The 20123-nt window shown below is 66.5% G+C and carries 15 protein-coding genes; 9 read left to right on the top strand and 6 right to left on the bottom strand.

The window, feature by feature from the left end; genetic code table 11:
* Window positions 1-6: 6 nt before the first annotated feature.
* The gene (locus UK12_RS25135; RefSeq protein WP_045305412.1) at window positions 7-1215 is read left to right on the top strand and encodes a DegT/DnrJ/EryC1/StrS family aminotransferase; all 1209 of its coding nucleotides are present in this window, start codon (window positions 7-9) and stop codon (window positions 1213-1215) included.
* On the opposite strand, the gene UK12_RS25130 is transcribed toward UK12_RS25135, so the two are convergent.
* A complete protein-coding gene (locus tag UK12_RS25130; protein WP_197085158.1) occupies window positions 1205-2266 on the bottom strand; it encodes a phosphotransferase in 1062 nt (353 codons plus the stop codon). The two genes, UK12_RS25135 and UK12_RS25130, sit on opposite strands and share 11 nt — an antisense overlap.
* A 198-nt stretch (window positions 2267-2464) precedes the next feature.
* On the opposite strand from UK12_RS25130, the gene UK12_RS25125 reads away from it, so the two are divergent.
* From UK12_RS25125 to UK12_RS36915, 5 genes are all read left to right on the top strand, one after another.
* Complete coding sequence (locus UK12_RS25125) at window positions 2465-4021, top strand: HEPN domain-containing protein (protein WP_045305410.1); 1557 nt, start codon at window positions 2465-2467, stop codon at window positions 4019-4021.
* Window positions 4022-4299: 278 nt separating this feature from the next.
* On the top strand, window positions 4300-4812 hold the full coding sequence (locus tag UK12_RS25120; protein ID WP_082119923.1) for a very short patch repair endonuclease: 513 nt from the start codon (window positions 4300-4302) through the stop codon (window positions 4810-4812).
* Window positions 4813-5944: 1132 nt separating this feature from the next.
* On the top strand, window positions 5945-6667 hold the full coding sequence (locus UK12_RS25110; RefSeq protein ID WP_045305408.1) for a WXG100 family type VII secretion target: 723 nt from the start codon (window positions 5945-5947) through the stop codon (window positions 6665-6667).
* A complete protein-coding gene (locus tag UK12_RS25105) occupies window positions 6664-10515 on the top strand; it encodes a DUF6531 domain-containing protein (protein WP_045305407.1) in 3852 nt (1283 codons plus the stop codon). Before UK12_RS25110 ends, UK12_RS25105 begins: the two co-directional genes overlap by 4 nt.
* On the top strand, window positions 10512-11324 hold the full coding sequence (locus tag UK12_RS36915; protein ID WP_156178919.1) for a hypothetical protein: 813 nt from the start codon (window positions 10512-10514) through the stop codon (window positions 11322-11324). The genes UK12_RS25105 and UK12_RS36915 overlap by 4 nt, the downstream gene beginning before the upstream one ends.
* A 180-nt stretch (window positions 11325-11504) precedes the next feature.
* Here the strand turns inward: UK12_RS36915 and UK12_RS25095 are convergent, their stop codons facing one another.
* Window positions 11505-11993 (bottom strand): ATP-binding protein, encoded by a 489-nt coding sequence (locus UK12_RS25095; RefSeq protein WP_052682143.1) that lies wholly within the window; start codon window positions 11991-11993, stop codon window positions 11505-11507.
* 148 nt (window positions 11994-12141) lie between these two features.
* On the opposite strand from UK12_RS25095, the gene UK12_RS25090 reads away from it, so the two are divergent.
* Window positions 12142-13482 carry a hypothetical protein gene (locus tag UK12_RS25090; protein ID WP_197085157.1) on the top strand — a complete coding sequence of 447 codons (1341 nt, stop codon included), beginning with the start codon at window positions 12142-12144 and terminating at the stop codon, window positions 13480-13482.
* Here the strand turns inward: UK12_RS25090 and UK12_RS25085 are convergent, their stop codons facing one another.
* Window positions 13483-13968 (bottom strand): NUDIX hydrolase, encoded by a 486-nt coding sequence (locus tag UK12_RS25085; protein WP_197085156.1) that lies wholly within the window; start codon window positions 13966-13968, stop codon window positions 13483-13485.
* A 143-nt stretch (window positions 13969-14111) separates the two neighbouring features.
* On the opposite strand from UK12_RS25085, the gene UK12_RS44555 reads away from it, so the two are divergent.
* Entirely contained in the window at window positions 14112-14246 is a 135-nt protein-coding gene (locus tag UK12_RS44555) for a hypothetical protein (protein WP_269432044.1), read from the top strand.
* Window positions 14247-14277: 31 nt separating this feature from the next.
* Entirely contained in the window at window positions 14278-15234 is a 957-nt protein-coding gene (locus UK12_RS25080; protein WP_231591380.1) for a phosphorothioated DNA-binding restriction endonuclease, read from the top strand.
* Window positions 15235-15693: 459 nt separating this feature from the next.
* Here the strand turns inward: UK12_RS25080 and UK12_RS25075 are convergent, their stop codons facing one another.
* From UK12_RS25075 to UK12_RS25065, 3 genes are all read right to left on the bottom strand, one after another.
* Window positions 15694-17844, bottom strand: coding sequence for a protein kinase family protein (locus tag UK12_RS25075; protein WP_045305404.1), 2151 nt, complete (start codon window positions 17842-17844; stop codon window positions 15694-15696).
* Window positions 17845-17846: 2 nt separating this feature from the next.
* Window positions 17847-18605 (bottom strand): hypothetical protein, encoded by a 759-nt coding sequence (locus UK12_RS25070; RefSeq protein ID WP_197085155.1) that lies wholly within the window; start codon window positions 18603-18605, stop codon window positions 17847-17849.
* 92 nt (window positions 18606-18697) lie between these two features.
* Entirely contained in the window at window positions 18698-19534 is an 837-nt protein-coding gene (locus tag UK12_RS25065; protein WP_045305402.1) for a vWA domain-containing protein, read from the bottom strand.
* Window positions 19535-20123 lie beyond the last annotated feature (589 nt).

Raw genomic sequence — 20123 nt, 5'->3', positions numbered from 1 at the left:
GACGCCATGAGCAACCCCAAGGTCACCCTCCCGTTCCCCCGGGAGCCCAAGTACGGACGGGCCGAGAAGGACGCCGTCCTCAAGCTCCTCGACGACGGCCACCTCTCCGAGATCAACCGAGGCCCGGCCACCAACGCCCTCGAAGCCGCCTTCGCCCGCCTCGCCGGCACCCGTCACGCGCTCTCGTTCAACTCCGGTACCGCCTCCCTGCACGCCGCGCTCCACGCGATCGGTGCCAACCCCGAAGCCGGCGTCGCCGTCTCCCCGATGACCTGGATCTCCGCCATCACCGCGGTCTTCCAGGCGGGCAGCTACCCCGTCTTCTGCGACATCGAGCCCGATAGCCCCAACATCGCCGCCACCGCAGTCGCACAGATCGCCGACCAGTGCTCCGCCGTCCTCGCCACCCACACCTGGGGCATCCCCGCCCGCATGGACCGGCTCACCAAGGCCACCGACCTGCCGATCGTCGAGGACTGCTCGCACGCCCACGGCGCCGTCTACCAGGGCAGGGCAGTCGGCTCCTGGGGCGCCGCCGGATGCTTTAGCCTCCAGGAGTCTAAGTCCGTCTCCGGTGGCGAAGGCGGCGTCCTGACTACCTCCGACCGCGAGATCTACGAGCGCGCCCTCACCCTCGGCCACCACCCCGCTCGGCTCGCCGCCGAACTCACCCTCCCCGGGCTGAAGCCGCTCGCCGCCACCGGGGCCGCGTACAAGTACCGGATGCCCGCGCTCTCCGCCGTCATCGCCCGCCGGCAACTGCGCTCGCTGCCCGACCGGATGCTCGCCGCCGAACAGAACCTGTCCACCCTGCGCAAGGCCCTGGAGGAGTACGACGCACCTGTCGCCTGGCCCGGGATCGGCGAACTCTCCGTCCGAGGCTGGTACGGCACCCCGCTGACGATCAACGTCCGCGTGCCCGACCCGAAGACGCTCCACGAGAAGTGCCGGGCCGCCGGCGTCCCCCTCCGCGCCCAGTACGAGGACTGGACCCAGACCCCGCTGCTGCAACGCCCCGACCTGGCCGCCCGCTACTGGCCCCGCCTCGCCGACAGCCCTTATCAGCCGCCGACCAGGGACGAACTGCCGAACTACTACAAGGCCCTGCGGCAGATGATCGTCCTCAAGGTGCCGCAGATCCCCGCCGCGGACTACATGGAGCAGGTGGCCGAAGCCCTTGCCGTCGTGCTGATGCGCACAGTGCTCACGGCATAGCCGCGAACGCCGCCTGCACCTCGTCGCGCCGCTCGCTCCACCAGGCCAGGAACCGCTCGGCAGGCAGGAACAGGTGATCGCACGAGTGATCGTTGCGGTCGTAGTGGAAGACCAGTTGCCAGTAGTCCGACATGCGCTTCCACCACAGCCGCTCCACCGCATCCGCCAGCGCTGGCACCGAGAGGGGCATCACCGAGCGGTAGCCGGCCACGAACGCGGAGGTCCGCTCCAGGTCGAGGAAGCCGTCCTCACCGCCGAACTGCACCGTGGCGGTGCGGGTGACCTCCTCGCCGAACGGCCGGACCCGGATCCGGTCCCAGTCGATCACCCCGACGATCTCGCCGTCGCGCCAGAGCACGTTCCGGTGCTGCAAGTCACCGTGCGTCCACCCCACCGGACCGACTGCCACCTCGCCGGCCGGGTGCTCGCTCCCGTACTTCTCCAGCAGCACCTTGCGCTCAGCCAACGCCGCGACGGCCTCGGTATCGAATGCCGTCCGGATCTCCAAGCCCGCAATCAACGCCAGGAAGCGGTCCGCCTCCGCGTGGGCGGCAGCGGGGGTGGTCGCCGAAACGGTCACCTGTGCTGGCGCAGGCGGCAGCAGACCGGCCACCCGCTCACCGTTCAAGCACTGGTGGATCCGACCTAGGAGACCACCGAGATCACCAGCCTGCTCCATCGAGAGAGCCGTACCCGGCTGATGGCCCCCCTCCAGCCACGGGATCACGCAGTACCCGCGACCGGCGACCTCGACCACCGTGTCCCCGGTCGAGGAGACCCGCGCCCTGCCCACCGGCAGGCCATCGTCGGCCAGCGCCGACAGCACAGCCAGGTTCCGACGTGCCAGCGACAGCGGCACATCCATGATCCGCTTCAACGCGAACGAGCCCTCGGCCGTATCCAGCCGCCAGTTCCCGTTCATCAACCCGTCCGACAGGAAGCGGCACTCCCGCACCTCACCCAGCCCGAAGGCTTCGCCGAGAACCGCCAGATCCTCTGCGATCTCGCTGTACCGAGCACCGCTTGGGCCGTCGAAAGTCGCGTCCGTCACCCCAATCAGGCTAGCGGAGCGGGGACATGAACGCGGCCGGTTCGAGCATCACGAACCCCCACCCTGAGGTCGGGAACTGTGCGCTTACCGCGTCGCATTGGCGGCCCATCCTCGTGGCTGCTGTGGCCAATCCGCGGTGCTCGCGAGCCATTCGTCCTTGTGGCCTCACCGATCCTTGGAGAGCGCTAGGTTCACTTCATGGATGCCACGCACCAGGCACTTCTTGACGAGCTCTACGCCTCGTTCGGTTCGCCATTCGTCAACTGGCTGTTTGCCATCGATGGGAGTTCACCCCTCGACACGGCTCAGGCCGCTGCCATCACGGCGTTCCACACACGCATAAGCGATGCGGAAGTGCCCTCTGAGATACCGCCCAGCCTTCGCCTGCGCGCCGCCGTTGCTGGCGAACCGGCCAAGGTACTGAACGAGATCCGTAGCTCGTTGGAACCAGAGCAGACAAGCAGCGACACGTTCGAGTCCGATGACGCCACCCTTGACGAGCTTCGAGCCTGGGCCACCCACAACTACGGCCTCATGCTCGCCTCCACCTGGTCTCCGCTCGTTGCCAGCCCGTTCGATCAAGCCTCCCAGAACCTGCAGAGAGCGGTCGCCGAGGACTCACAGCTTCCCTTCGACTCAGCGTCTCAGCCCTTCGATTGGATCACGCTGACAAGTTCGACCGGAACTGGTGGAGGCATCCAGCTCGCTTCACTCGGACCAGCGATCGTACGGGCCGCCTTCGAGTGGGCTACTACGCACGGGGTGTTCCCATCTCTGCCGCAGCTCCTTGATGAACTTCCAGCGAGACTGGACGCCGCACGCTCCGTATTGGCTGGCGCGGAGTCGACCGCACTAGGGTTGGCCGGCTTCACCGGAGTCCTCCTCCCGGTGGGCACCCGATTGGTGCTCCCTTGGGGGTGCTTGAGAGCCGCTGAGGAGGCAGAGCACCAGTTCTGGCCTATTGGCCAGATGAGCTCGGGTCGGCTCGCCGTACAGAACGACGACGGAACAACGACGGTCATCCGCGACGCGGGCGACGTGGTGCTTGAGGCTGAGGTTCGTTATACGGCGAAGCTCCACCCCAACTCGACGACCCCTCCTGCTCCTTCTGACCTGAGCAGCCAACAGCACCTCCAGGAGATCATCGACCGTGTTCGTCTCGCGTATCTCCTCGCGTGGGAGGGGGCCGAGCCGCCTGTCGTGGTACCGACCTGGCAACGCATCGTCGAACCGCTTGAGCTGATCCGGACACTCGGACGTCGTGAGCTCGCGCTTGCCCTGCCACGTACGCCGACTCAACTGACCCAGGAACAGTGCGAGGCGTGGAGAAAGTGGATCATCAAGCTCGATAGCGTCCCCATCGACTGTCTTGGCCCGGCCATCCCCAAGCTGCTCCGGGCGACGGCCGAGCGACATGACCCCGTTGATGCTCTGATCGACGCAGTGATCGCTTGGGAAGCAATATTCGGAGACAGGGCAGAGCTGACGATGCGGGTGTCAATCTGTCTCGCACGCCTGCTTGAGACGGCACCCAAGGATCGGGAAAAGGTGTACCTACGGGCGAAGTCGATCTACAGCCTTCGCAGCAGCATCGTCCATGGAGCCCACGAATCAACCCAGATGAACAAGGTAATCGAGGGTCGGCGCGACGCGATCTCGATGGCTCTCAGGGCTCTTCGGACCTTGATCGACGACAGACCTGAACTCCTCGAACTGACCAGCCGGGTTCGTTCCGAGACCGTCATGCTCGATTAGCCGCGAACTGATCCCAGCAGGGCAGCTGGGGCAGGCCCAGGGCACAACGAGGGCTCATCGGGGCCAACGGTGGTGACTGGCGTGGCGCTGCCGCCCGACCCGACGCCCAGCCAGCAGAACCTTGCGCTCTACTTGGGCTCACTGAACACACACGAGTTCCCCTGGCTGTTCGCGTAGCCTGCGGCCGAAACCAGGCCCATCGGAGCGGTGCGATGACGTGTAGGCCCGAGACGAGGGACCGGGAGTGACCAGAACTCCGGATCGCGGTTGGTCAGCGCATGGGAGACAGAGCTGGCCGGGCGGGTGTGCCGCCGCCCCGGGACGCCAATGCCCGGCGCGTGATGATGGCGCAGCGCAGTGTGGACACCCGGCCCGAACTCGCGCTGCGGCGAGCGTTGCACTCGTTGGGGTTCCGGTACCGGGTGAACCTTCCCATCCCGAATAAGCGGCGGCGTCGGGCGGACGTCACGTTCGTGCGCTGGCGGACTGCGGTGTTCGTGCAGGGTTGCTTCTGGCACGCGTGTCCCAAGCACCTGCACATGCCGAAGCACAACGCGGAGTGGTGGTGGGACAAGCTCCAGAACAACGTCCGTCGTGACGAGGACACCGATGCACACCTTCTCAGGCTGGGGTGGCTCCCCTTGCGGGTCTGGGAGCACGAAGTCGTGGAGACCGCGGTGGCCAAGGTGGTCGAGGCACTTGCGCACCAGGGCCACCCGCGGGCCGTGGGCATCCGGGCCCGGAGCGGGGTGGTGATCAGTGAGAACGAGCAGGTACTCACTGGCCCCTGAGGTAGGGGCCGCTGCCTGGTGCCGTGGCGTTGCCGCACCCCGAGACGCTGGGCAGGCCCCGCCATGCGGGTGGCCGTCCGGGCGACTGCATCATGGACCGGCCATTCGCCGGTCCGCGTCGGCGGCGGGCGGATGCATCTCCCGGCGAAGCTCACGCCAAGCGCGAACGACACAGGTAGCCCTCTCCAAGAGCACTCGCACCCTCTCGAGCAGGACGCCCACAAGCGAGACGCCCCAGATCAGGAGGACACTCCACTCGGCGATGACTCCCAACACGACAGACCTCGAAAGGATGGCGGACTGATCTCCCCAGCACCATCCTCCGAGCAGGCGCCAGCGAAGTCTGTACCTTTAGGGCGACATTTAGTCGAACTTGTATTCGACCAATCGAGGGTCCTTCTGGTGCGGCTGCGGCGCGTGCCAGATCCGTGCCAGAACGGGTGGAGAACGGCGGTCGGCAGCGGTCTGCGCCGGGTGGCCAGAGGGGCGATAGTGTCGGTATCAGTGCAGGTCAGGGGCACTTTTTGGCCCGAAGGTCCAAAGATTCCCAAGCTTATAGCGCGAGTTCGATTCTCGTCGCCCGCTCAGAGGTAAAGCCCCAGGTCAACGACCTGGGGCTTCTTTATTGTCTAGACCAATATGTGCCCGTCGTGCCAGATGCGCGCTGGCCGGAGGTTCGGTGAAGGCTTTCAGGGAGATCATCAACCGCCCGTAGGTGGCCTCCGGTGAAAGCATCTCGAATCGCGAGATCAACTTTTGGTGGCCTGTGTCACCCGATGTGGATTTGATCGGCCGACGGCGCAGCAGGGGTTTGGCCGCCGATCAGCGGTGAGTGGTTTCTCTGGCTTGTAGGTACTCAACGACTGGTGCGCCTCCCGCTCGGGTTTCCCAGCTTCTGGTTCGAAGCGGTTCGTGGAGGTCGGCGGGACGCGTTTCAGGTGGGTCGTGTGGGTGAGTGTCGGTCCCGAGGGTGACGATCCAATAGGGCTTCCTCGGCGATGGCGCCCGGACTTCGAGAGCGTGGGCGGGCAGTTGTCCGCCTCCTTTCCTGCGCTGTCGCATGCGCCTACCGGGGCGTCCCCTCGCGGCGACGAGGTAGCCTCTATCGGATCATCTGCCAAAGGGGGGCATTGTGGCGATTGAGTTGCCTGGTGAGGTGGTGTCGTTCCTGTCGTTCATCGGCATCAACTGGCCGACGGTGAACGAGGACAAGGTTCGTGAGTTCGCCTCGCACGTACGGGAGTTCGCTCAGAACTTGGAGTCCGCGCACCAGGACTCGACGGCGACGGTCCAGCGGCTTGGTGAGGCGTACGAGGGGGCTTCGTATGAGGCGCTGCTGGCCAAGTGGGCACAGCTGTCGGACCGTCACATGAAGGAACTGGTTGAGGCGTGTCATGTGGTGGCGACAGCACTGGATGTGGCTGCCGATGTGATCGTGGCGATGAAGGTCGAGACGATCGCCGAACTGGTCGCGCTGGCTGCGGCGTTCGTGGCGGATCAGGCGGCGGCGGTGGCGACGTTCGGTGCGGCTGAGGCCGCAGTGATCCTGATCGAGGAGACGGCCAAGCGGCTGATCAACTACCTCGAGCAGCAGTTGGAGCAGTACATCATCGGCCAGGTGATCGAGGCCGCGATCGATCCGCTGATCGAGACAGTGGCGGGGGCCGTGAGCGGGCTGGTGTACGAGGCTGCACAGTCAGCGCTCGGGGTGTCCGGCGGTGGCGCCGGTGCAGGTTTCCGGATCGATCCGGATGCGCTGGAGGGGCACGCACGGGTGATGCATGACCACGCCGAGACAGTGACGGGGCACGCGCAGGTGTTCCAGTCGAGGATTGCGGGGGTGAGCTTCGAGTGAGCAACCAGATCGTCAAGGCCCTGGAGCACGGGGCTCAGAAGCTGGGCAAAACTCTGGCCGAGGATGCAGGCAAGGCGGTGAAGGACTTCTACCGCAAGACGGGCGACAACCTGAAGAAGGTCGCCCACAACCACCGCGAGACCGATGCCAAGCACGCGGCCGAACTCAAGAAGATCCTCGGCGGAGGCAAGAACGACCTCCCCCATGCGCCCCATGCGCCCCGCGGCGGCGGCCGGTCCAGCAGGGGAGGGCCGTCGCTGGGTGGCCCCAGCAAGGGGGGTCAGCGCTCGGAGGGCAACCGCAGGTGTCGGACCGGCGGTGACCCGGTCGACGTGGTCTCCGGGCAGATGATTATGTCGAAGACCGATCTCGAACTGCCTGGTCTGCTGCCCCTTGTGCTGCGACGGTCCTACGCATCTGACTACTGCGGCGGGCAGTGGTTCGGGCCCGGTTGGTCCTCCACGCTCGACCAGCGGGTGCAGATCGACGACACGGGTATCCACTTCGCCGGCGACGACTCGCAGATTCTGCACTACCCCTTGCCCGCCGCGCCGGGCGAACAGGTGCTTCCCCTGGATGGGGCGCGCTGGCCGCTTACCTGGGACGAGAGCACCGACACCATCCGGATCGAGGACCTCCGGACCGGCTGGGTACGTCACTTCGAAGGCGTGCCCGAGGCTGGAGCGACGCGCCCGCTCAGCGCCCTGACCGACCGTAACGGCCACCGCATCGACCACCTGTATGACGATGGCGGGCTGCCCGCCGAGATCCACCACTCGGGTGGCTACCGGGTCGCGGCCGACGTCATCCACACTGCCGCCGGCCCCCGAATAGAGGCCCTGCGGCTGTTGGACGGCACCAACCACGGGCTCGGCACCACCGTCGTCAGCTACGGCTACGACGCCCGAGGCCGCCTGGCCGAGATCACCGACTCCTCCGGTGCCCCACTCGTCTATGGCTACGACTCCCGGGATCGCGTCACCTCATGGACCGACCGCAACGGGTTCTGGTACCAGTACGAATACGGCCCCGACGGCAGGGTGATCAGGGGGCACGGCTCGAACGGTGCCCTGGATGCCACCTTCGCCTACGACGACCTGAACCGGGTCAACACGGTGACTGACAGTCTTGGCCGCCGCACCTGTCACCACTACGACGAGCAGCAGCACATCATCAGGACGGTGGACGCGGCTGGTCACACCGTAGACACTCAGCACGACCGCTACGGCCACCTGCTCGCCCACGCCGACGCGCTTGGGCGCACGACCCGCTTCTCACTGGACCCGAACGGTGATCCCATCCGGATCGAGAGGCCCGATGGCTCCAGCCTGTCCGCCTGGTACAACAGCTTCCAGCAGCCCGTGAAGGTGCAGGCTCCCGATGGTGCGACGTGGCGCCATGCCTACGATGCGGCCGGTAACCAAACCGAAGTGACCGACCCCGCCGGTGCGACGACCCGCTTCGGTTACGACGACGCCGGCCGCCTCTCGACCGTGACCGACGTTCTCGGCTCCACGACGAACATCCAGTGCAACCAGGCCGGCCTGGTCGTCGAGTCCACCGACGCACTGGGCGGCCGGACCCTGTACCAGCGCGACGCCTTCGGCCGCCCGGTTGCCGTCACCGACCCGCTGGGGCAGACCACTCGCTACTCGTGGACGATCGAGGGCCGACCGGTTTCACGTACGGCACCGGACGGTTCGGTCGAGTACTGGGCGTACGACCTTGAGGGCAACACCCTGACTCACACCGATCAGGTCGGCGGGGTGACGGCGATGGAGTACACCCACTTCAACAAGCTCGCCACCACCACCGGCCCCGACGGAAACCGCTACACCTTTGCCTATAACGCCGAGCTCCAGCTCACTCAGGTCGCCAATCCCCAGGGCCTGACCTGGACTTACACTCACGATCCGGTAGGCCGTGTGGCGGCCGAGACCGACTTCAACGGACGAACGCTCTCCTATACGCACGACGCGGCCGGACGACTGGCATCCCGTATGAACGGTCTTGGCCAGACGATCACCCACACCTACGACTTGCTCGGCAATCTGGTCGCCAAGGACGCCGACGGGGAGATCACGACCTACAGCTACGATCAGGGTGACCGTCTGGTCCAAGCGGCCAGCCCTACCGTCGAACTGACTCGCCGCCACGATGTGCTCGGTCGACTCGTCGCCGAGACCATCAATGGACGTACCGTCAGCTTTGAGTACGACCTTCTCGGTCGCCGGATCAGTCGCCGGACACCTTCTGGAAGTCTCAGCACCTGGACCTATGACGGCGCCGGCCGCCCGAGCACCCTCACCACCGGCGGGCATACCGTCAGGTTCGAGCGGGATGCTCTCGGTCGGGAGACGACCCGCCACCTCAACGACCAGCTCGCGCTCGTCTCCGCCTGGGACACGCTCCACCGCCTTACCGCCCAGTCCCTCGTCGGCGCGGGCAGTCCCAGCACCCTGCAGCACCGCGCGTACACCTACCGCCCCGACGGCCGTCTGACTGACGTCACCGACCAGCACAGCGCCACCCACCGCTTTGATCTCGACCTGGCCGGCCGGGTCACCGCCGTGCACGCCGCCGGCTGGAGCGAGCGTTATGTGTACGACAGCGTCGGTAACCTCACCGACGCGAGCTGGCCCGCCCGCGACGACGCGCCCCAGGGTGCCCGCACCTATCACGGCACCCTTATCCAGACAGCCGGCCGCCTCAGTTACCAGCACGATGCGCAAGGCCGGGTCACCACCCGCCGCCAGACCACTCTCTCGGGGAGGGTCGACTTCTGGCGGTACACCTGGGACGCCGAAGACCGCCTGACGGCCGCTACCACGCCTGATGGCGCCCAGTGGCGCTATCTGTACGACCCGTTCGGCCGCCGCATCGCCAAGCAGCACCTCACCGGCGCCGGAGACGACGCCACCGTGGTGGAGTGGACGGATTTCACCTGGGACGCGACCACTCTCGCTGAACAGACTGCCCACAGCCCCCATCTCCCCGGGCCCTACACCCTCACCTGGGACCACCGGGGTCTCCACCCCATCGCCCAGACCGAACATCTCACCACCCCGGACACCTCCCAGGAAGAGGTCGACCGTCGCTTCTTCGCGATCATCACCGACCTCATCGGCACCCCCACCTGTCTCCTCAATCCCGACGGCACCACCGCCTGGAAGGCCCGCACCACCCTCTGGGGCACAACAGCCAACTCCAAGGACAGCACCACCAGCACACCCCTTCGTTTCCCCGGTCAGTACTACGACCCCGAGACCCGCCTCCACTACAACGTCCACCGCTACTACGACCCCACCACCGCCCGCTACCTCACCTCCGACCCTCTCGGCCTCGTCCCGGCCCCGAACCCTCACAGCTATGTCGCCAACCCGCTCAGGGCCGCAGATCCGCTCGGCCTGGCCGAGCAGCTACCGTTGGGGGAGCACGGCAACCCGTTCCCGTCACGGGGGGACGCCGAGCGAAAGGCCTTCGATCTTGCGGGCGTCCCGTACGGCACCGTGCCAGACGAGCAGTGGCAGATTGGCAACGACGTGACTCGGCGAGGAGCGCCCGGCTACGTGTATGACACCGAGCCGACGCACTGGGGCGAGATGCGGCAGTTCGAGACCCCGAAGGGCTCTCGACTCGTCATCGAGCACACCGGTGATCCCGCGGGACCGCACTTCCACGCTGGAATGCCCAAGGGCAGGGGCGAGGACGCGTTCCGAGAGGGCGTCAACTTCGGCTGGGGCGGATCGGATGTCGTCCGGGACGGCTTCGAGCGCTATCAGAAGATCGACAAGCCGGGTGGCGACCACCATCTCTTCTACCAGGAGGGCAGTCAGTGTCCAGGGTGACCGAGCACCTCGACGAACTCCTGCGACTGTGTGGGCTGGTGCCGCTGGGCACCGTCCAGGGCGGCCAGCTGCCCTCGCCCGAACGGGCGTGGCATGTCACCGCAGGCGTGCAAACGCCGACTACTGCGGTACCGCTTGTCGGTGACGACCTGAGCACCAGAGTCGACAAGGAGTGGCTCCGGCTGGCCAGGCTGCAGGCTGTCATCGATGATCAAGGCACCTTCCTGATCGCACTCTCGCGATCCCAGCCGTGGACGAGGGTGAGGCTCACCGACGATGTCCACCTGTCCGAGCACCTGGTGGGCGACGGTGCCCGCGCCGGCCACGCCGAGTTCGTCACGATGGCAGCCGACGGCAGTGCCCTGTGCGGGGTCACCACCGAGGAGTACGACGTATGGGTCGTGGCGGACACGGAGCTGCTGCACGCTTCACCGCCACCCCCGCCGGACCCGGGCGACGTGGACCTCGCCTCCATGAGCCCGATGCAGCTCAACCGGCTCTTCGCTCCGGATCGTCTCAGGCCCCCGTACCGCGACGGCTGGGTGCTGCTGGGTTTCCACCGCAACGCCCACTATCTGACACGGCTGCATGAACTCCCTGAGAGCTTTACTGACAAGACCGTCACGGCCCTTCTCGGCAGCCACTCCGACGTGAGGAGCGCGATGCTCTCGCTCACGGATGATCAGGCGCAGGCGCTGGCTGATTCGGTCGGCGTTCCGGTCGACACCGACCGGCTCGCCTACTACCTCGAGTATCAGACCGGCCCTGTGAAGAGCGAGCAGTCCACCGCCCGTCGGCTTTCTCCGTGATCGACGACGTCTCTGGTCCCCCGGGCATCCCTACGTTGATGCGCTGGAGCCCGGCCAGCTGTTGGGGCTGGCCGGGGTCCAGAACGCCGAACGGCGTTAAGCCTGGTGAGGTACCTCCGCTGTCGTGGTAACCGCCGAGGGCGGCCGTCGGCGGGTGCGGATGTCGACGACGGCGGCGGGTCAGGCCGACTGCGGCAGGCAAGCTGTCTGGGTCTGCGTGGCGTGGACAAGGACGGCGAGCCGTCTGTCTCCGGTCACCAGTTGGTCAGCGGCGCACTCGAACCACACGACCTTGCCGGCGCCCTCGGGATACCAGCCCCAGGAGTGGGCGAGTCCTTCGACCAGGACGAGACCACGTCCACCCGTGATCATGTCCTCAGCGCTGCCGGGGTCGGGCGTCCGGAGGCTGTTGTCCGCGACCTCGACGCGCAGACGATCGCCGGTCCAGCGCACGGTGACCCGGAACCGGGCGCCGGTGTGCTCGACCGCGTTGGTGAGCACTTCACTGGAGCAGAGCTCGACGTCCCGCAGCGCGGCATCGGACAGCGGAACGCTCCAGTGCTGGGCAATCCCCTTGATCAGGCGGCGGGTTGACGGGACGGCCGCCAGCTCCGGCTCGACCTCCCACGTCTGTGGTGCCGGCAGCTCGGCGTTGTTCGTCGGGCTCATCAGCACGGACCGCCCTCTCAGCCGGGGTTCCTCCGGCTTGCTCTCGGAGGAACCCCAGGATTGCCGGGCGGGCGGTTCCGGAATAAGGGCCAGGTGTGTACCCACCATGGGTAGACTCGCGGTCAGTTATGCCACGTGACACCGAGTGATGATCTTCCCGGTGCTGGGGGTGCCGGACATGACCGAATCCACGCCTTCGTCGGGGCTGCCGAGTCGCTTACTGGCGGATCCCGAGATGGTTGCCGCCTGCAAGGTGCGGGACTTCGCGGTCATCTTCGGGTTGGCGAAGGCCAGGGGTGGCTTCCATCCGTCCCGCATCGCCAGGGTCTGCGAGCTGACGCCCAGTCGAGTGGGTGAAGTCATCGCGGGCAGCCGGACGATCACCAACATGGCCGTCATCGAGCGCATCGCGGACGGCCTCCGCATTCCCGGCCACATGGTCGGCCTTGCTGCCCGAGCGTGGGAGCGGCAGTCGGCCCCTTCCCGAGACGCCACGCGGCCGATGAACCACCAGGTCACCTCAACCGGGGATTCGGTGCTGCCGGATCGCGAGCTGGACGACATCCTCGCCATCGCGGCCGGTGCCAGGGCCACGCCGACGGTTCTCAGGTCCCTCCAAGCATCCATCGAGGACTACTGGCGACGCGACGACGAGCACGGCGGTGGAGCCCTTCGGCCAGCCGTGATGGGCCAACTGCGATACGTCATGGGCATTCTGCGCGACACGGCCGATCCGAACTACCAGCGCAGTCTCCACGGCATCGCGGCCGAGCTCGCACGCCTCACGGGGTGGACGTACTTCGACGCCCGGCAGTACAGCACGGCTCGGACCTACTTCACCGATGCTCTGCGCCTGGCGCGCGAGATCGACGACCGGCTGTTCGTCGCCAATGTGCTCTCCTGTCTCAGCCTCCAGGCCACTTACGAGGACAAGGCCCGCGACGCGATCACCCTGGCCCGGGCCGCGCAGGACAGCGCTCGGTTCGATGCTGGCACGCCGAGGCTGATGGCGATGCTGTCCATGCGGGAAGCCTTCGGCCATGCCAGCGCGCAAGACCAGGAGTCCACCCGCCGAGCCATCGAGGAAGCGCACTGGTACTTCGACCGGATCGACCCGGCCGATGACGGCCCGGCGTGGGTCCAGTACTTCGATCGGACGAAGCTCACCGTCGACACCGGCATCGCGTTGGGCCAGCTTGGCGACGCGTCGGCGGCCGAACCGCTCATCGAAGAGGCCATGCGCAGCGAGGCACCGGCGAACCTGCGAGGGCGCGCGTTCCATTCCTTCTGGCTCGCGCGTACCCAACTCCAACGTCGAGATATGGAGTTGGCGTGCGCCACGGCCGGGAGGGCCCTCGACCTGGCAGTCGAGGTGGCGTCCCCCAGAGTGCTCGCGCACCTCCAGGAGTTCCGTCAGCTGCTGGTGCCCTACCGCACTGCCCGGCCGGCTGCCGAGTTGTCGGTACGTATTCGGGACATGAGCGTCTGACTACAGGCCGGCCTCATCGAGCAGCAGGTACAGCACACCGACCAGGGAGCCACTGCTGACGATCTCGCGGCGGTCGATCATGCCGCGCAGCTCGGACAGCGGAACCCACTCGATGCGGTCCGACTCGTTCCGTTCGGTCGGCGGTCCGGTGTACTCGACGGCGTCGGCCCGGAAGACGAAGTGTTCCGAGTCGGTGATCCCGTTCGCAGGCTGCGCGTAGATGAGCGGCTTGACCTCACCGGTCTTCCAGCCCGTCTCCTCCAACACCTCGCGGGCGGCGGCCTCGGCCGGGGTCTCGTCAGCTTCGATCAGGCCCATGGGAAGCTCCCAGGCCCACGAGTCCGTGATGAAGCGGTGCCGCCACATCATCAGCACCTGCTTCTGGTCGTTCACCACCGCGGCCACGGCCAGATGCCGCAGCTTGAGCACGTGGTGTTCCCAGCGGTGCCCGTCGGGCTGCTCGACGTCGACCAACCACAGGTTCACCCATGGGTTCTCGTAGATGGGACGTTCCCCGTGGATCTTCCACTGCATCGTTTGAGGCCCCTCTCGATGGACCTTCAGCATGTCAGACCCAAGCAGCGCGGCCAGCCTGTTCCGGCGAATTTGCGTCAAGGTGACGAATACGGATGTCCGCGATCAACGACGGGGCCGACGGCGTCCGCTGGATCCAGCCCGCCGACCTTGACCAGTACGACATCCACCCCAGCATGCGCCAACAGATCGGCGACTACCTCGCCGGCATGTACCCCAATCTCGACTGAGGCATCAAGCTCCACAACGGAGTTGACGTCGGTGCCACGAACTACCCTGGCGGCCATGGACTGGCTCGATCGGGTGGCGAAGCTGCGGCAGTGGACGAACAACGAGGTCCGGGCTCCGCACAAGCCGTTGCTGCTGCTGTACGCGCTCGGCAACTTCCAGCAGGACGCTGATGGTGAACTGCGCTACAGCGCGGTCGAGGAGGAGCTGAAGCGGCTGCTGGTCGAGTACGGGCCACCGAACCCGACGACCCCCGCGTATCCCTTCCATCATCTGGTCAGTGACGGTGTGTGGGAGGTCAGGACCGATCGTGGGCAGGGAAGTCCGGGAAGTGGGGTCCGGGTTCTCCGTTCCAGCGGCGCCACCGGCAGGCTCGCGCCAGAGTTGCGGACAGCGCTCGCCACGGAGCCTTCTCTCCTGGGGCGGCTGGCCAGAGTGCTGCTGGACATCCATTTCCCCCCGTCACTGCACACCGATCTGTGCGAGGCCGTCGGGCTCGACCTGGAGCTGGCCGAGACCGGGCTCGTGGCCGGCCTGCCGGGTGGCGCGGAGACCGCTGCGCGACGGCAGCGGGATCGCCGGATGCGTGAACTCGTCCTGACAGCCTATGAGTTCCAGTGCGCCTTCTGCGGCTACGACGGGATGCTCGGTGCGAGCAGCGTCGGGCTGGAGGCCGCGCACGTGCGCTGGTGGTCGCACGACGGGCCGGACGAGGTCGACAACGGCCTGTGCCTCTGCTCGTTGCACCACAAGCTCCTCGACAAGGGCGTCCTGGGCCTGGGCGAGGGGCATCGCATCCTCGTGTCGCAGCGTTTCATCGGCCGCAGCGAGGCGAGCAAGCAGCACGTGCTCGCGCTGGCCAGGCGGCCGGTCCTCGGTCCGCAGTCGGGCCTTCCACCCGTCGCCGGTCGGCATCGCGAGTGGCATGCCCGACAGGTCTTCCATGGTGCACCCCGTACGCCAGCAGGAGCGTCTGTACTGACTGGGTGACAGCTGGTCGGACCGCTGAGATGGCCTGGTGGTCGGCCTGCGGTCGTCGGGTCGCCCAGCCCCAGGCCTTGTAGCCGCCTTGAGCACCGGGCCAGCGGCCTTCACCGCAACTGGTTCCGACCTGACATTGCGCCACCTGCCATGCCTCGCTCGCTACCTGGACCCGCGATCAGGTCCAGCGGCCCCAGCGCAGAGGGCGGCACCGACAGCGTTCAGGTGTAGCCCTTCTCCAGCTCCCCCAGACGGGCAAGAATCCGTCGCGGGAGTTCTGGAGCGGTCGGCCGGTACGGCCTCCAGCGATCCTTGGAGTCCGGCTTCATCGAGGCCGAGAACCGGAACCGGCCCTTGCTGTCACGTGCGTCAGGTCGCGGGCTCGTGGCCGAGAGAGTGAGTTCGGCGGCGGTCTGGGGTCTGGTGAGAATGACGCCCGGCAGTTGGGCTCCGGATGCCGTGCCCGTTCTAATGTCCGATCAAGGCGAAGCGGAGATAGTGGGAGTACGAGAGAGCCCGGCGGATGCGGCGGGCTTCGGTGAAGGAGGCCTCTACCGAGGCAAGTCCGTTCTGGGAGTTCTGGATCTGGATGGCGCGGCGGGCGAATTCCTCACGTTGCTTCAGGGCGCGATCGGCAGCTGCCGCAGCTTCGTTGGAAAGGCGGGTCTGGCCGTCCTGGAGGCGTAGTGCGGCTTGGTTTCGCTGATTGGTGGCCTCGGTCTCGGCTGCTCGGCGTCGGTTGGCAAGTTCGGCCCGCTGACGATCGAACTCTGACGTCACGGTCAGGCGGCGTGAAGGCGAGAGCTGGATGGTGCACCGGGCCTGTGCCGCCGAGACCAGCTGGGCGCGCCACGCGTCCAGGGCGCGGGCCTTGGCTTCTCCGATGCCCTTCACGTTCACTTCGTGCCCGGTAGCCATGACGATCACCGCCGTAGTGTTGTTGTAACCGCTGCTGGTGGTCTGCTTGAGCCGGACTCCGCTGAAGTCCGCGGCAGTTCTGATCCCGGAGGCTGCCAGGTCGCTTTTGAGCTTCTCGCCGATGCCGGGCAGGCGTGCCGTCGAGACACGGCCGCGCTGAAGCTCTGTTTGGACGAAACCGGCTCGTTCGGCTGCGAGGGCTCTGGCCAGGGCCGTCTGCAGCCCGCTTTCCACGGCACTGATCTTGTGGTCGATAGAAGCCCACGTATTGAGCTTGCGGCGCTCGGCTTCGGCCAAGTCGGTCTGGTGCTGGCGGACCAAGTAGTTCCGTTGAGTGATAAGGTTCGCCTTCCGATCGTCCTCGTCTGAGGCCAGTCGCTCGCGTTCCAGTCGGAGTGCTGCCGCAGCCTTCTCGGCATTGGCCGCAGCTCGGTGTTGTTGCTTCAGCGCCAGAGTGTGTTCTCGCAGTAGTTGCGTCTCGGTGCGTGAGCGGCGTGTCGCCCGGGAGACCAGTACGGCAACGGCGGTCGGGAACAGGGAGTATGCGGTGGGTGTCCCGGTGGCCAGCAGTAGGGCAGGGATCACAAGCGCCACCAGCAGGAGGACCGCGGCGAAGGCGTCCAGCGCCCGTCGGCCAGTAAATCGCGCCGGCAGGCCAACCGGGGAAGGGCCCTGCATGGTGGCAGAAGGCGGTAAATGGCCGGTCATCCAGCTGGGAAGGGTGCCGGGCGTCGCCGATGGGGAGGACGGAGCTGCTGAAACCGAAGCCGCCGGAGTGAGCATGAGCGGGGGGAGGGAGTTCAGCGGCTGCCACGCCAAGCAGCGGACCTGATCGGCCAGGTCCCGTACCTCGCGATCGCTGTGGGAGAGCAGCGCCGGGAATCGCGGCGAGATCGACGGGTTCTTGAAGTCGTCCTCAGCCAGTAGCAGGTACTCGCCTTGTGGCTCGTGCAGTTGAGGCCAGAGGGCGGGGTCGATGGCGACAGCCTTGAGTGCGAGGTAGATGACCCACGTGGAGAAGCGGTCCACCTCGGCGCCGAAGTCGTCGCTGCCGCGGGCAGGGGACTGATAGTTGCGGTGGCCCCGTTCCGTTCCGTCACGGCCGGACAGCGCCGGCACATACATACCGTCGTAGTCCACAAGGCGAAGCGTGCCGTCATCGGCGACCAGGAGGTTGCCGTGCTGCAGGTCGCCGTGGGCGATGCTGTGTGCGGCGAGATCGGCGGTCAGATCGGAGAAGTGGTCGGCGAGGCGGTCGACGGCCGCACTGTCGCGGTGATGGTGGTCGAGCCAGGCTGAGAGGGTGACGCCCTTGACCCACTCCATCTTCAGGACCGGGTAACGCCCTCGCCCGACCTGAATGGCGGCCGGTAGATATTCGAAGCCCATCTTCCAGGGCTGAGAAAGCGCTGATGGGGACAGTGTGGCGAGCTGCTCGCTGATGGCCTGGTAGCGGGCTTCTTGATCAGGTACGTGGCGCGTGAAGCACTTGACGGCGTAGCGCTGGCCTGAGGCGTTACTGGTAAGGGAGAAGACACTGGCGAACGCGCCCGAGATCGGCCTGGGCAGGCGGAGTTTGGTCAGTTCGGGAACGGAGGCTTTGAGCTCGGGGTGGTTGAAGCACAACTGAGGATGTTGCAGGGCCTCTTGGTAATCGCTGGCAGAAGGGAAGTCCCGGATCGGGCCGGTGGAGGTGACCATCCCTACTTCCCTTCGACGTCAATTCGGACGATGGCGACGTCATCGTTGCGTAGTTCCTGCCGCGCCCGGAGGCCCTCCAGCCAGTTGAAGAATGCGGCGGTGTCATGCGGACCACCGAACTCCAGGAGCTGGTGAAGGGCGTCGGCCGGCTCCGGGGCAGCGAGGAACCAAGCTGCCAGGGCATCGGTCATCAAGAGCAGCCGGTCACCAGGGAGGCAGGTTCCTTCAGCGAAACGGGTGCGGCTGCTGAGAAGGGCGCTGTCGTGGTTCCGACTTCCGAAGAGGTCAGGCACTGTGTCGAAGTCTCCCGCGTGTTCGACGGGGAAGGACCGAATTGGCACGTCATCGCGGATGTGGAACAGGCAGGTGTCGCCCAGGGCAGCAGCCTGCCATTGCCATAGAGCGGTCGTGAGATTCTCCCTAGATCCACTGCATGGTAGGGGACTTGGGGTGATTCGGACGCTCAGCATGGTCGCATAGGCGCCGCCGACCAGTTTGGTCTGCTCGTACCACTTCAGAGGCCGGCCCTCCGTGGCGCGTCTGCTGGTGTACCTCTCCAGCCAGGGATCCCACTGCCCGACGGCGTTGGTGGCGAACTCCTCGAAGGCGGTGCTCGACGAGAAGAGGCCGGGATCGGTCAGGGCACTGGCCGCCGAGGTGGCGGCCAGCAGCCGGGCCCAGTCCTTGGCGAGCACGCTCTCGGTCGCGCCATCGCACACGCTTGCCGCTACAGGCCCGCCGATCAGTTCGTCGAAGGGCACGTCCGGCAGGACACATACGGCGTCCTCGCACTCGGTCAGGGTGCTGCCGTGCTTCGGTGAGACCAGGTTGGTGACGTACAGGCCTGGTGACGTCACCGCAGTTCGGTTGCGCGAGTGCCGATGTCCAGGAACTGGACGACTGATGTGATGTCGGCGTTGTACACGAAGCCGCGAGTTGTCTCGCTGACCCGCTGGCCCTGGGCGGCGGCATACGACCGCATATGGGTGGGCAGCAGACTCGACATGGCGAAGAGAATTCGGGCGTACGTGTCCGGGAGCTCAGCGTCGGAGCTGGGGAAGGTGACGGGGGAACCACCGGCTGCAGAGACGTGGAGGTTGAACAGCAGAGCCGCGCCGTCCGCTGTGCTGTGCGCGGTGATAGCCGTGGCAGACTCCGTGGGGTCACCGTCGGTGGACTCGCCGTCCGTCAGATTGATGACGATGGGCGGGAACCCCCCGGGATACCGCTCGGTCCAGCCTGCTACCAGCGTCTCTGCGTACTTGAGCGCCCTGTTCATGGGTGTGCCGCCGTTGGCGACCGGGTCCATCCAGAGCGGGAAGGCGACCGTTGTCTCGACCAGGCCGCCAGCACCGTCCGGGACCTTCTTGGTGCGATCGTCCACGCGTGCCGGATTGTCGGCGACTTCGCTCAGCGGCACAAGGTCCCGGCCGGCGAGGGCACCGGAGAACGCGGATCCCACCGTCGCGCCGTAGCCGACCACAGCGACGTGGAAGTAGTCACGTACGCCCTCTTCCTTGGCGCACTTGACGGACAGTTCAGTCAGCAACCGATTGATGGCATCGGCCACAACGTCGGCCTTCTTCTGCGGTGAGTCGCCGCCGATCGGGTCGCTCATGGAGGTGGACTGGTCGACGAGGAAGACGAAGCACGTCGGATTTGTGCGGCTGATCTCGGCCGTGTACGGCATGGACGATCTCCCCAGTGGACGGTGCAGTAGGGCTCCGGCCTGCTGGCGAGACCCCAGAAGTGGCAGTCATCGTACTGAACATGACGGTGCGTCCGGGTGTGATCAGCAAAACCATTCCAGGGGAGCGGTAGAGGCGCGCTGCGGCGTACGTTCTGCAACGGGTGTGCTCCAAGAGAGCTGAGGTTGGCTGGGATTGGCACTGTTGCCGCTTCGGTGAGTCGGCTATCCATGAAGGCTGGGGGAGATCGCGGGTATCCAGGGGGAGGAACCGTTGCTGCTCGTCTTCGGGCTGTTGGTCATCGGTGGAGCGGCGGTAATTTCGAGATGTGGGGCCATGACTGTTAGGAAGCGGCCGTGTCTGCACCGCCGCAGGGGCCTCTTCCAGCGGTGCCATCACCACACGTGGAGTCTGGTGACGCCGAGCGACGTTGCTGGCGGTGCTCTCTTCACGACGGCTTACGGGGTCTGGGAAGTCTTCCACCCTCTGGCCGGGTGACAGCGGTGGCAACTGGCAGCAGGGGCGGGAACAGGACCCGCAGGCGCGGACTGGTCTCTCGAAGCCATTGGCTTCGAGACCTGCCGTGGTGGG

Origin of the sequence: Saccharothrix sp. ST-888 (assembly GCF_000955975.1) — a bacterium.
In the GTDB taxonomy this organism is placed as follows: Bacteria; Actinomycetota; Actinomycetes; order Streptomycetales; family Streptomycetaceae; genus Kitasatospora.
Note: the sequence above shows the minus strand (reverse complement) of the source record. Positions and strands in the feature narration are given on the sequence as shown.

Bases quoted from the DNA above. Each gene is read 5' to 3' on its own strand.
- UK12_RS25135 (WP_045305412.1), top strand. From the start codon at position 7: ATGAGCAACCCCAAGGTCACCCTCCCGTTCCCCCGGGAGCCCAAGTAC.
- UK12_RS25125 (WP_045305410.1), top strand. From the start codon at position 2,465: ATGGATGCCACGCACCAGGCACTTCTTGACGAGCTCTACGCCTCGTTC.
- UK12_RS25120 (WP_082119923.1), top strand. From the start codon at position 4,300: ATGGGAGACAGAGCTGGCCGGGCGGGTGTGCCGCCGCCCCGGGACGCC.
- UK12_RS25095 (WP_052682143.1), bottom strand. From the start codon at position 11,993: ATGAGCCCGACGAACAACGCCGAGCTGCCGGCACCACAGACGTGGGAG.
- UK12_RS25090 (WP_197085157.1), top strand. From the start codon at position 12,142: ATGATCTTCCCGGTGCTGGGGGTGCCGGACATGACCGAATCCACGCCT.
- UK12_RS44555 (WP_269432044.1), top strand. From the start codon at position 14,112: ATGTCCGCGATCAACGACGGGGCCGACGGCGTCCGCTGGATCCAGCCC.
- UK12_RS25075 (WP_045305404.1), bottom strand. From the start codon at position 17,844: ATGGTCACCTCCACCGGCCCGATCCGGGACTTCCCTTCTGCCAGCGAT.
- UK12_RS25065 (WP_045305402.1), bottom strand. From the start codon at position 19,534: ATGCCGTACACGGCCGAGATCAGCCGCACAAATCCGACGTGCTTCGTC.